The organism is Sphingobium sp. ba1 (genome assembly GCF_000743655.1).
Classification (GTDB): domain Bacteria; phylum Pseudomonadota; class Alphaproteobacteria; order Sphingomonadales; family Sphingomonadaceae; genus Sphingobium.
Genome location: NZ_JPPQ01000069.1, coordinates 1,841,220 through 1,853,243 on the forward strand (window position 1 = coordinate 1,841,220; position 12,024 = coordinate 1,853,243).

Consider the following 12,024-nt stretch of genomic DNA (forward strand, 5'->3'; position numbering starts at 1 on the left):
CGCCGATGACGACGACATTCTTGCCCGTGGCCAGCAGCGTGCCGTCTTCATGCTCCGGCACGGCATCGCCGAACCCGGCTTTGTTGGAGGCGGTGAGATAATCGAGCGCCTTGACCACGCCCGGCGCGCCTACGCCCGGCGCGCGGATGTCGCGCGGCTTGTAGACGCCGGTCGCGATCAGGATCGCGTCATGCTTCTCGCGCAGGGTTTCGAGCGTCGCGTCGCGGCCGACCTCGAAATTTTCTTGGAAGACGATGCCGCCATCCTTCAAGCGCTGGACGCGGCGCATGACGATGTCCTTTTCCAGCTTGAAGCCGGGGATGCCATAGGTCAGTAGCCCGCCGGCGCGATCATGCCGGTCATAGACATGCACCTCATGCCCCGCCGCGCGCAGATATTCCGCCGTGGTGAGACCCGCAGGCCCAGCGCCGATCACGCCGATCGACTGGCCGGTGGGCTTGCCCGCGACCAAGGGTTCGACCCAGCCTTCCTTCCAGGCGGTGTCGGTGATGTATTTTTCGACCGAGCCGATGGTGACGGCACCGTGCCCTGAAAATTCGATGACGCAATTGCCCTCGCACAGCCGATCCTGCGGGCAGATGCGGCCGCAGATTTCGGGCATGGTGCTGGTCAGGTTCGACAGTTCATAGGCTTCGCGCAGGCGGCCTTCGGCGGTCAGGCGCAGCCAGTCGGGGATGTGGTTGTGCAGCGGGCAATGGGTCGAGCAATAGGGAACGCCGCATTGCGAGCAGCGTGACGCTTGCTCCTCGGCCTTGTCCAGTATGAAGCTGCGGCTGATTTCCAGAAAATCGTCGGCGCGGTCGTCGGCTGCGCGCTTTTCCGGGTAGGCTTGTCCCTTGCCCACGAATTTCAGCATCGGATTGTCGGCCATCGCTCGTCCCTGACTAAAGTTTCAGCGGCGCGCATAGCATAAAAACCCGCAGAGTCACGCGGATTCTGATATTTAGGACAGTAATACTGACTATAAAATCGCGGTTATCGCGGTTAGTTGCGAAATGATCGCAACAAAGCGCGTGATAAATAGACCGTTTCGGCCCTATCTTGCGCCCAGCCAGATCAGGGCCGCAATCCCGGCGATGATTCGATACCAGGCGAAGGGGGCGAAGCCATGTTTTGACACCAGCCCCACGAACCAGCGAATGACCAGCAAGGCGACGATGAACGAGACGACAAAGCCCAGCGCGATGCTGTCCCAGCCGACCGCGGCGCTAGTGATCCGGTCGCCCTTCTTGATCAGTTCCAGCGCGGTCGCGCCCAGCATCGTCGGGATGGCGAGGAAGAAGCTGAACTCGGCCGCCGTGCGCCGCTCCACGCCCAGCATCAGCGCGCCCATGATGGTCGCGCCCGACCGGCTGACGCCGGGCACCATGGCCAGGCACTGGATGAAGCCGATCGCCAGCACGCGCACCATGGGAATATCGGCGATGCCGTGAAAACGCTGCTCCTTGACCGCCCGCTCGATCAACAGGATGGCGATGCCGCCGACGATCAACGCCCAAGCGACGATTTGCGGCGCACCCAGCATGATCTCGATATAGTCATGCAGCGCCAGGCCGATGACGGCCGAGGGGATGAAGGCGATCAGCAGATTGCGCAGGAAGCGCCAACTCACCGGCTCGCGCCGCAGCAGTCCCATGCCCACCGCCCAGAAAGTGCGCCAATAGAGCACTACCACCGCCAGGATCGCGCCCAGCTGGATCACGACGTTGAACATCGCCCAGGTCGCGGAATCATAGCCGAGCAATTCGCTGGCGAGGATAAGATGCCCGGTGGAGGACACCGGCAGAAACTCGGTCAGCCCCTCGACGATGCCGAGCAGGATGACGGTCAGATAATGCAGGTCCATGGGTTTCTTTCCAAACTCCTTCCTTTGCAGGAGGGATCGTCGCGAAATTCGTCATAGCCAGATTTTTACGTCATCCCCGCGAAGGCGGGGATCAATCTCCCTACCTGACATTATAGCGATAAGGCGGGAGATGGATTCCCGCCTGCGCGGGAATGACGATGGTATGGGCTGCTATCTATATTTCACCAAAATCCCCCTGCATGGGGGATGATGACGTCAGGCGCTGGCGCGACCGGCGAAGCGGCCATGTTTGCGGTAGCGGACCATCCACTTGTCGGCGACGCCGTCCATCGGCGTGGCGACGACGCCGAGCGCGTCGAGTCCCTTGGCACCCTCTGCCACGACATTGTCACGGCCGAGCATCGCCAGTTGATCGCCGGTGATCGGGCCGCCCGGCAACATCGCCAGCATTTTGGCGACGCCGTTTGGCACCTCTACCAGCGCCTTCTCGCGGCCGACCGCCTTGGCGATCCACTGGTTGATCTCGCGCATGCTTCGGACCTGCGGGCCGCCCAGCTCATAGGTCTGACCACCATGGACGCCGGGCTGCTCCGCCGCATTGGCGATGGCGTGGGCGACATCGGCAACATAGACCGGCTGGAACTTCGTCGCTGCGCCGATCACCGGGATGACCGGCAGCATGCCGATGATTTCGGCAAAGCGGTTGAGGAACTGGTCTTCCGCGCCGAAGATGATCGACGGGCGGATGATGGTCGCGGTCGGGAAGGCCGCTTTGACCGCCGCTTCGCCCGCCGCTTTGGATCGGCCATAGGCGGACGGGCTTTCCGGGTCCGCGCCGATCGCCGACATATGCACGAGCGCGGTGACGCCAGCGTCCGCCGCGGCCTTGGCGACATTGGCCGCGCCGCGATGGTGGAAGGCGTCGAAGTCGCCCTTCAATATGCCGACCAGGTTGATGACGACATCACTGCCCGCGATGGCGCGCGCCACGCTGGCGGGATTGCGGATGTCGGCGGCGATGAACTGGACTTGGCCAAGGCCCCCCAGCGGTTTGACCCGCAACGCCGTCGAGGGATCGCGCTGTGCGATCCGCACCCGCGCGCCGCGCGCCAGCAGCGCCTGTGCCACCTGGCGACCGACAAAGCCGCCGCCGCCGAACACCGTTACCAGACTGTCTTTCATCACCTGTCCCACGTCCGTTCGAAAAGGAATATGCTGGCTTTTCCCTTGCCCCAGCCGCGCGGCGCTGACAACCGCTTAGCGCGTGTTTGGAAATGCGCAAAAGGGCGCATTTCAAAGTCCGCACCGGCCCTCACACCCACCCGGCCACCCATATGATACTGCCGTTGGGTGGCCGGGTGGGTGTGAGGGCCGGTGCGGAAGAATGCGCGAAGGCGCATTCCCAAATAAACGTCTTACCCGATCCAGCCCTGAAGATCCGCGATCATCCATAGGCCGAGGATCAGGAACAGCAGCGCGGCGCCGACCTGGAGCGCGCGCATCGGGACTTTTTTCGCCAGCGCTTCGCCGAACAATACGGCGGGGACATTGGCGACCATCATGCCCAGCGTCGTGCCCATCGTTACCGCCAGCAAATTGTCGAACCGTGCGCCGAGCGCAATCGTCGCCACCTGCGTCTTGTCGCCCATCTCGACCAGAAAGAAGGCGATCAGCGTGGTCATGAACACACCTGCGCCGGATGGTGCCTTGAGCGGCGCATCTTCGTCGATCTTGTCCGGCACCAATGTCCAGGCTGCCATGGCGATGAAGCTTATCGCGACCGCATAGCGGAACCAGCCTTGCGTCAATATGCCAGCGATCGAATGGCCAAGCAGCGCGGCGAGGAAGTGATTGGCCAGCGTCGCGAACAGGATGCCGAGGATGATCGGCACCGGCTTTCGAAAACGGGTAGCGAGCAACATGGCGAGCAATTGCGTCTTGTCGCCCATTTCGGCGAGCGCAACGAGGGCGGAGGAGGTGAGCAGAGCTTCCATCAGGCATGTCCGGGGCCGGGCGGAGGTGAATGACGCAATGCCACCGGCGCTCCCCGCCCGGCCGGGCATGGAACGTCGATGCCATTGGTCTCGCCTTACGCGGACATACCCGCGTCCCTCATGCCATGACCTTTCGGCCAAATATGTTGACATAAGGCCCGCTCCGTAGTGCGGAACGGCTGGCTACTCCCCAGATGACGGGTCGTGCTTAGGTCAAGGACGCAATTTGTGCAAGACGCTCAGGGTTCGCCACGGCTTTGCTGCATCCGCCGTTCGGCAAACCATTGTTCCAGCATCTTGGCGGTGCAGCCGGTGGCGCCATTGACCCCGTTCACCGAACAGCTGTTCGGGAGATTCTGCCGCTGGACGCTTTCCATGGTGGCGACCTGACTGCCCCAGCCGGGGCCGCCCGACACGGCGGGCTTTTCGCGCAGCTTCTTGGGAATGCGATAGCGCTCCGCCTCCGGCCTGCGCGCGCACACCACGATTTCATCGCCTTCGCCCTGCGGACAGGGATCATCGCCATAGACGAGCAGGTTGATGGTGCGTTCCGGTGGCGGTTCCGCCTGGGCAAGCGCCGGGGAGGATAGGAGCGGGGTCAGCAGCAGGCCGACCAGGGGTAGAACGACATGATGTCGCATGGGATCATATTCCTTCATGCCCCTGTAGGAACCAGGGGTGCCCAAATCCCCGGCTGGTCGATTTTGAGACGACGACCGATGCGTAAAACCGTCAGGGTTGCGTCGGACCGTTGCCCTGTTGCTGTGCGGCCTTTTCCTCGGCCTTCACCCGCGCCTCGATCGCTTCGCTGTCCGCATCGATCGTGGACAGGCGCTTGGCGCGTTCGGCCTCGACCAGATCCTTCCAACTGGCATTGTCCAATGCCTGCCGCTCGGCCTTGGCGAGCCGCGCCAGTTGGGCGAAGCATCCGGTCGTTCCGCCACCGCCCGACGGCGAGCAGCTTTCCGTGCCGGAGCGTCCGACATATTCCATCGACCGCACTCGTTCGCCCCAAGCCTGATTGCTCGGCTTATTGGGATCGCCGCGCAGCGGTTCGGGAATGCGATAGCGTTCCGCTTCGCCCTTGCGCGCGCAGACCACGATTTCGTCGCCCTGGCTGGGTGGGCAAGCATCTTCGCCATAGACGATGACGATATTGACCTTCTCATTGTTCGGGTCGGTCACGGCGGTTGGCGCGGTCGGCTGTTGCGCCATGGCGGGGACGGCGGCAGCCAGCAGCGCCAAGGCTGCGATCATCGGGGTCTTGGTCATTCGTCCGTCCTTTTCAGATGCGTTTCGACAGCGCGATGGCGGCCCGGCATCCCAGACGGATCGCGCCGGATAACAGGGGGTAGGCCGGTGCCTGTTCCGCGCCATGGGCCAGTGCGGCGTCACGATGCTCGACTTCCTCTGCCTGGAAATCCGCGATAGCCTCGGAGAGTTCCGCATCATCGGTGCCGATCTGCTCTAACTGCTCGGCATAATGGCGGTCGATCTCGGTTTCGATGGCGGCGGTGCAGGCCATGGCCGCCTTTGGCCCGATCGCGGCGGTGACGGCGCCAAGGGCGAAGCCCGCGACATTCCAGACCGGCGACAAGGCCGTGGGGCGCACGCCGCGCCGCGCGATCATGGCGTCGAACGTCGCGCGATGCCGTTCCTCCTGCGCCGCCATGCCAGCGATGATACGGGCATAGGGGTGGCGGTCGCCCATGACTGCCAATTGCCCGGCATAGATGCGGGTCGCGCCATATTCGCCCGCCTGATCGACGCGCAGCATGGAGTCGCGCGCGCCATCGGGCAAGCGCTGGCCGGGGCGGGGAAAGTCGTTCGATCCGCTCATGCGTGACGTCCCTTCTTGCTTAGCAGTGCCAAGATGGCGACCGCGCCACCGACCGACAAGAGGCCATTATAGCCTGCGAGCGAGATGCCCAGCAGGCTCCATGGCGCAACATCGCATCGCGTGATCGGCGTCGCCATGATCTGGGTCAATATGTCCGACGCGCTGCCGCCAGTCGGGGTGGTGGAACAGGCGGTAAGCCCTTCCCACCAGCCATATTCGACGCCGGCATGAAACAGGCCGATGCCGCCGCTGATTGCAATGGCAATGGCGGCCAGTGCGGTGAACGTAGCGCTGGTCTTCGGCGTTGCCTTCGTCGCGAAGGCCAACACAGCCAGCGGGATCGCCGCCATATGCGGATAACGCTGCCACCAGCACATTTCGCAGGGGTGCAGACCGCCCATATATTGGGAGGCGTAGGCACCGCCCAACAGGGCGACGGGCAGCAACAGCGCGAGGGCGCGGGCAAGGGGGAGTCTGCTCATCACCCCCACTTAGACACACCCGCACCTTTCGTCATGCTGAACTTGTGGGGGCGTTACTTCGCCCCCGGCTTGCGTGCCGCGACCTGCGCCTGGGCGATCGTCGCGCCTGGCGTGCTGGCAAGGCGCGCGATCGTTTTGAGCGCATAGTCGAGTTGGAAATCCTCGACGCCCTGCTTTTTCAGCTCCTCGGCCGTCATGGTGAAGCGCGGATCGTCCTTCGCATCTTCTTCCAGCGCCTTATCGTCGGTCTTGATCTCGTTGATCAGATGACGGCGCAGGTCGCTTTCGCGATATTTCGGCCGGTTCTTGTAATCGGGATCGGACAATTGCGGCACGCGGATGTCGGGCTGGATGCCGCCTTCCTGCACGCTGCGACCCGATGGCGTATAATAGCGCGCGGTGGTCAGCTTGAGCGCGCTGGTGTTGCTGAGCGGCAGCATCGTCTGCACGCTGCCCTTGCCGAAGCTGCGTTCGCCCATCACCAGGCCGCGATGCTGGTCCTGCAAGGCGCCTGCGACGATTTCGGAGGCGGAGGCCGAGCCTGCGTCCACCAACACGATCACCGGCAAGCCCTTGGCGTCGTCACCGGGCTTGGCATAATAGCGCTCGACATCGCCCTTGGCCCGGCCGCGTTGCGACACGATTTCGCCGCGCTCCAGGAAGATGTCGCTGACCGTCACGGCTTCGTCCAGCAGGCCGCCGGGATTGGAGCGCATGTCGAGGACATAGCCGGTGGGCTTGTGACCCAGCGACTTGTCGATGCTGCGGATCGCCTGGCGCACATCCGCCCCGGTATTGGCCGAGAAGCTGACGATGTTGATGACGCCGATATTATTCTTCACTTCCCATTTGACGGGCTTCAACTGAATGATCTCGCGCGTCAGCGTCAGGTCGATCGGCTTGTCGCGGCCCGCGCGCACGATGGTCAGCTTGAGCGCGGTGCCCGGCGCACCACGCATCTTGTCGACCGCTTCGTCCAGCGTGCCGCCATAGATGAGTTGTCCATCGATATGGGTGATATAGTCGCCGGCCTTGATACCCGCGCGCCAGGCCGGGGTGTCCTGCGTCGGTGCGATGACCTTGACCGCGCCATCTTCCTGCGTGACCGACAGGCCAAGGCCGCCATAGCTGCCCTCGGTCTGGGTGCGCAGATTCTGGAAATCGCGCGCGTCGAGGAAGCTGCTGTGCGGATCGAGGCTGGCCAGCATCCCGTCGATCGCGCCCTTGATCAGCTTTTCATCGTCGACCTTTTCGACATAATCGCTGCGGACCTTCTGGAACACGTCCATGAATTCATCGAGCGCCTTGTAGCTCGATGCTTCCCCCGCCGCGAAGGTCGCGGTGGCGGCGGGAATGAGCGCAAGCGCCCCAAGCGCAAGCGCGCCATGGAGAAAGGTCGATTTCATGGGCATCCTTGATTCCGGCATCATCGTCCCGTCATAAGCCGATTCGCGTTCCGACGCAAAAGCGCGCTTCGACCAATGTCGCGCAGTATCGATGAGCGCCGGGTTAACGGGGATTCCTCACCCCAAGCCCACCAGCGGTACGATGTCCACCGGACGGCCATTGCGGCGCAGTTCGATCGTAACCGTCGGGCGGCCCTGGCCGGTGATGCCGACGGGGTCGCCCTGACGCACCGTATCGCCGACCTGTGCGGTGACGCGGTGGAGGCCGGTGATCAGGGTAGTCCAGCCCTGGCCATGGTCGATGATGAGGATCTGGCCATAGCCGCGATAGGGGCCGGCAAAGGCAACGCGCCCTGCGGTCGGCGCGACGGTCTGGGCGCCGGGCTGTGTGACGAGGCTGAGGCCGCGTGATCGCACGCCGCCGTCATTCACTTCGCCCATGCCGGTCACGAGTTGGCCGATGACGGGCAGGCGGTAGGGCGGCGGCCCGCCTGCTGCGCGGGCTGTTTCGGGTGCGGGTGTGCCCGTCTGATCCGGGCGGGCGGGGCGAAGCAGCGGGCCGGGGAGGGCGGCGAGCCGTTCGCGCAGGTCGCCTGCTTCCTCCAGCCTGTCCATCAGATCGACAATGTCGCGCGCCCGTTCGCCCAGCGCCAGCGCGCGTTCGCTTTCAAGGCCTGCATTGGCGCGATAGTCGCGCGCGGCGACGCGCTTTTGTGCCTCCAGCGCGGCGAGTGCCGCCTGGCGTTCGCGGCGGTCGGCCTGCGCCTGGGTCAGCGCACCGGCGGCCTGCTGCGCGGTCGCGCGCAGGGCGCGACTGCGGGCAAGTTCGGCGCGCAGCCCGGCTGTGCGTTGCTGGATGACCGGCAAGATCTGCCCCAGCACTGCGCGCATATGGACCGCGTCGGTCACCGATCCGGGCTGCACCAGCGCCAGCGCCATCGGGCGGCGGGCCATCATCTGCAGTGCGGCGGTCAGGCGCACAACCGGCTCCTGCCGCGCCGCCAGCCGCGCCGCCTGGGCACGCTGCATGCGGGCGATGATGGCGATGCGGGCCTGTGCCGCTTGAATATCGGCCTCGGCCTGCTGGATACGCGCGGCGGTGGCGGCGGCGCGGCGGCGCGCCTGCTCGGCGTCGTCGCGCGCCGCGCTGGCCTGTTGCTCCAGCCGGGCGGAGCGATCGCGCGCTTCGTCGGACTGGCGGCGGGCGGCCTTGAGCGCGGCCTGTTCCTGCGCCAGCGTGGTGCCTGCAGTGCCGGGCAGAATGATCGCGGCATCGTCGGCCGCGGGCAAGCGCGTGGCGGCCAGCGCTACAAGGGCGAGCAGCCCGCCGGTGATGATCGCCCCCCGTTTCACGCCGCTACCCTTCGCGATGATAGGGGTGGTTGGCAAGGATGGAGCAGGCGCGCCACAATTGTTCGGCCAGCATCGCGCGGGCCATCATATGCGGCCAGGTCATCGCGCCGAATGCGATCAGCAGGTCGGCATTGGCCCGGTCGGCGTCGTCGAATCCATCCGCCGCGCCGATCAGGAAGCGGCATTCGCGGGTGCCCGCGTCGCGCCAGCCTTCCAGCCGCCGGGCGAACTCCATCGAGCCAAGCTGCCGCCCTTTTTCATCGAGCATCACCGTTACAGTGCCGGGCGCGGCAGGCGGCAGCTTGCCGCCCCGGTCGGGCATTTCGGTGATCTTGTGCGGCATGGTCAACCGCCTGGCATAGCGGTCGACCAGATCGGCTTCGGGCGTTCGCCCTATTTTCCCGCGCGCGATGATGTGGAGGAGCATGGCGCTCCTCCTAGTCCGTCGTCACTCGGCTGTCGAAGGGTTCAGGCTGTCCCTGCAACCGGTGCATCGACAAAGCCCCACATGCGTTCCAGATTGTAGAAGCTGCGCACTTCGGGCTTGAAGAGATGGACGATCACGTCGCCCGCGTCGATCAGCACCCAGTCTGCGACCGGCAGCCCTTCGACCCGTGCCGAACGGCCGGTTTCCTTCTTGATCCGTTCAGCGAGATGCTGGGCGATCGCCGCGACCTGACGCGACGAACGGCCGCTCGCGATCACCATATAATCGGCGATGCTGCTCTTGCCTTCCAGGGGGATGGAGATGGTTTCCTGCGCCTGGTCGTCGTCGAGCGACTGCATGACGAGGGCGTGCAGGGCGGCCACGCTATCGGCCGATGCGGCCGTGTCGTTGGCGGGGTGGGGTCTGGTCAAAAAGGCTCCATTCTAGATCACTAACCGGCGCGTGAGCGGATCTCGCGCACACGATGTTTCATATTCGCGATGCCAGAGGGGGTCCGCCTGCCGAAGCAGGGTCGCCGATCTTGGATCAGGGCGAAAGCGCAAAAGCACGAGCGCCGGTGGTCTCCAATTCGTCCAGTCTGCACTCTGGCGCGGGGACCGGACGAAGCGCCGCAGCCAGCTCATGGCCGCAGAGCCATAGGCAGCGCTATCATAGCCTGGACGGGCGATTACGGCAATGGGCATTTGCCGGGCGATGCCGCGCCAGTCGCGCCAATCGCCAAATTGCGCCAGATTATCGGCCCCCATCAGCCAGATGAAGCGGTTTTTGGGGTAGCGGCGAGTGACGGCGCGCAACGTGTCGATGGTGTAGCGGGTGCCAAGCCGCGCCTCGATCGAGGTTGCGCGAATCGGTGCGCGGCGGGCGATCTGCTGGGCGTGGGCCAGCCGGGCGGGGAGGGGGGCCATGCCCGCGCGCGGCTTGAGCGGATTGCCGGGGGAGACGAGCCACCAGACTTCGTCCAGGCCAAGCGCCTTGGCCGCGAACAGCGATATGGCGCGATGGCCGCCATGGGCGGGATTGAAGGAGCCGCCTAGCAGGCCGATCTTTGTCATGGCTCTTGCCATGCCAGCGGAGAAGCAGGGGGGCAAGAGACGGGCAGCGCGCCTTAGCGGCTGAACGCCGCCTTATGCGGCATGGGATAGGGGATGCGGTCCAGTTTGGCGATGAGGTCGGCAAAGGGATGGTCGGCCTCAGCCTGTTTTGACCGGCGCGGCATGTGCGGTTCGACAGGCACCGCGCGCGACGGGGGCGCACGCCTAAAGATCAATCGCTTCCACATGGATGGTCTCCGACCCTTGTCTCTCAACCCTTACGGCTTTGATTTTCAAGGCTTCATACAGAAGAGACGCAGGCGGAGGGTGGTTGGTTCCGCAGCGTTATTCCGCTGCGTCGGGCAGGGCGCGCAGCGCTTCAGGCGATGCGGGGTCGCGCACCAGCGCCTCGACCGGGCCAAGCTCGTCCAATTCCTTGCCGCCGGTATCTATATTGAGATCGCGCAGCTTACGCCCGGTCACCAATACCCGGCCCTCAAAACTGCCGACGAAGGCGTTATAATCCCCGACCGCGCCGTGGAGCCGATTGCCCAATTTCTTGAGCGATCCGGCGGCGGCGGCGAGGCGTTCATAAAGCTGCTTGCCTAGTTCGGCGACTTCGCGTGCCTGATCCTGCAATTTTTCACGTCGCCACTGGCTGGCGAGCGTGCGGGCGAGTGGCAGGAAGGTGGACGGGCCGCAGATGATGACGCGGTTGCGCGCGGCGCGCTCCCACAGATCCATGTCGGCTTCGAGCGCGGCGGTGACGAAATTGTCGCCCGGCACATACATGATGACGAAGTCTGGCGCTTTGTCGAACTGTTCCCAATAGGCCTTGCGCCCCAGCGCGTCGGCATGGGTCCGCATCGCGCGAGCATGGTCGGCCATATGGGCGTCACGCAGCGCCGAATCGACTTGGTCGACGGCGTTCAGATAGGCGACGAGCGAGCATTTGACGTCGACCACCATCTGCTGGTCGCCGGGCAGGTTGATGATGAAGTCAGGCCGCAACCGGCCGTCTTCCACCGTGACCGACACTTCCTCGCTGAAATCGACATGGGCCGACAGGCCAGCGGCCTCGATCAGATTCTTGAACTGCTGTTCGCCCCAGCGGCCGCGCGTCTTGGGCGCAGCGCGCAGCGCGTTGACCAGCTTGGCGGTCTCTTCACGCACCTGCCCTTGGCCCAAATGCACCTGTTGTACCGCTTCGCGCAGTTCGGCATAGCTGCCGACACGGTCCTTCTCGACCCGTTGCAACCCTTCCTCATAGCGTTTGAGCGTGGTTTCGACGGGCGAGAGCAACGTCTTCAATTGCGCCTCGCTCTTCTCGTTCGCCTGCGCGAAACGCTGGTCTGCGCGGTCGAGAAACGTCTTTTGCGCCTCGCCCAGCAGCTTGCCGCCAATCTCGCTGAATTGGGCGGAAAGCTGCTCCTTGGCATCCTTGAGCGCGGCGATCTGCGCTTCAAAGGCTTCGGCGCGCGCCTGCGTGTCGGACTGGAGCGCGGCCAGTTCGCGGAGCGCCGCCTCGCGCTCGGCCTGCGCGGCCTCGAAACGCTGCTGTGCGCTGGTCTGGATCGTGTCGAGGCGCTGCGCCGAGGCGACCTGCGCGGCGTCGAGCCGGGCAATCTGCGCATGGGCCTGC

15 protein-coding genes and 1 riboswitch are annotated in these 12,024 nt (G+C 64.7%); all 15 genes read right to left on the bottom strand.

Going from position 1 to position 12,024, the window contains the following annotated elements; translation table 11 throughout:
- Positions 1–892 (bottom strand): FAD-dependent oxidoreductase (locus IL54_RS12005; RefSeq protein ID WP_037478507.1); only part of this gene is annotated, 892 nt, incomplete at its 3' end.
- A 165-nt stretch (positions 893–1,057) separates the two neighbouring features.
- On the bottom strand, positions 1,058–1,867 hold the full coding sequence (locus IL54_RS12010; RefSeq protein ID WP_037475948.1) for an undecaprenyl-diphosphate phosphatase: 810 nt from the start codon (positions 1,865–1,867) through the stop codon (positions 1,058–1,060).
- A gap of 216 nt (positions 1,868–2,083) precedes the next feature.
- A complete protein-coding gene (locus IL54_RS12015) occupies positions 2,084–3,010 on the bottom strand; it encodes a complex I NDUFA9 subunit family protein (protein ID WP_037475950.1) in 927 nt (308 codons plus the stop codon).
- A 233-nt stretch (positions 3,011–3,243) separates the two neighbouring features.
- A complete protein-coding gene (locus IL54_RS12020; protein WP_037475952.1) occupies positions 3,244–3,822 on the bottom strand; it encodes a TMEM165/GDT1 family protein in 579 nt (192 codons plus the stop codon).
- A 17-nt stretch (positions 3,823–3,839) separates the two neighbouring features.
- Positions 3,840–4,027: riboswitch (yybP-ykoY riboswitch) on the bottom strand.
- 34 nt (positions 4,028–4,061) lie between these two features.
- Positions 4,062–4,463: a hypothetical protein gene (locus tag IL54_RS12025; protein ID WP_237748867.1), complete on the bottom strand. Its 402-nt coding sequence runs from the start codon at positions 4,461–4,463 to the stop codon at positions 4,062–4,064.
- Between the two features lie 91 nt (positions 4,464–4,554).
- Positions 4,555–5,094, bottom strand: coding sequence for a hypothetical protein (locus IL54_RS12030; protein ID WP_037475956.1), 540 nt, complete (start codon positions 5,092–5,094; stop codon positions 4,555–4,557).
- A gap of 13 nt (positions 5,095–5,107) precedes the next feature.
- Complete coding sequence (locus IL54_RS12035; RefSeq protein WP_037475959.1) at positions 5,108–5,662, bottom strand: demethoxyubiquinone hydroxylase family protein; 555 nt, start codon at positions 5,660–5,662, stop codon at positions 5,108–5,110.
- A complete protein-coding gene (locus tag IL54_RS12040; protein WP_037475961.1) occupies positions 5,659–6,144 on the bottom strand; it encodes a disulfide bond formation protein B in 486 nt (161 codons plus the stop codon). Before IL54_RS12040 ends, IL54_RS12035 begins: the two co-directional genes overlap by 4 nt.
- A 53-nt stretch (positions 6,145–6,197) precedes the next feature.
- Entirely contained in the window at positions 6,198–7,550 is a 1,353-nt protein-coding gene (locus tag IL54_RS12045) for a S41 family peptidase (RefSeq protein WP_037475962.1), read from the bottom strand.
- A gap of 117 nt (positions 7,551–7,667) precedes the next feature.
- A complete protein-coding gene (locus IL54_RS12050) occupies positions 7,668–8,903 on the bottom strand; it encodes a murein hydrolase activator EnvC family protein (protein WP_037475963.1) in 1,236 nt (411 codons plus the stop codon).
- Between the two features lie 4 nt (positions 8,904–8,907).
- Positions 8,908–9,330 (bottom strand): 23S rRNA (pseudouridine(1915)-N(3))-methyltransferase RlmH, encoded by a 423-nt coding sequence (locus tag IL54_RS12055; RefSeq protein WP_037475964.1) that lies wholly within the window; start codon positions 9,328–9,330, stop codon positions 8,908–8,910.
- 41 nt (positions 9,331–9,371) lie between these two features.
- The gene (gene rsfS / locus IL54_RS12060) at positions 9,372–9,761 is read right to left on the bottom strand and encodes a ribosome silencing factor (RefSeq protein ID WP_037475965.1); all 390 of its coding nucleotides are present in this window, start codon (positions 9,759–9,761) and stop codon (positions 9,372–9,374) included.
- A 12-nt stretch (positions 9,762–9,773) separates the two neighbouring features.
- Positions 9,774–10,403, bottom strand: a complete 630-nt coding sequence (locus tag IL54_RS12065) for a nicotinate-nucleotide adenylyltransferase (RefSeq protein ID WP_037475966.1) — start codon at positions 10,401–10,403, stop codon at positions 9,774–9,776.
- Positions 10,404–10,456: 53 nt separating this feature from the next.
- Positions 10,457–10,630 carry a hypothetical protein gene (locus IL54_RS25420; protein WP_156106202.1) on the bottom strand — a complete coding sequence of 58 codons (174 nt, stop codon included), beginning with the start codon at positions 10,628–10,630 and terminating at the stop codon, positions 10,457–10,459.
- Positions 10,631–10,727: 97 nt separating this feature from the next.
- Positions 10,728–12,024, bottom strand: a 1,297-nt coding sequence (gene rmuC, locus IL54_RS12070) for a DNA recombination protein RmuC (protein ID WP_156106297.1), incomplete at its 5' end; no start/stop codon positions are given.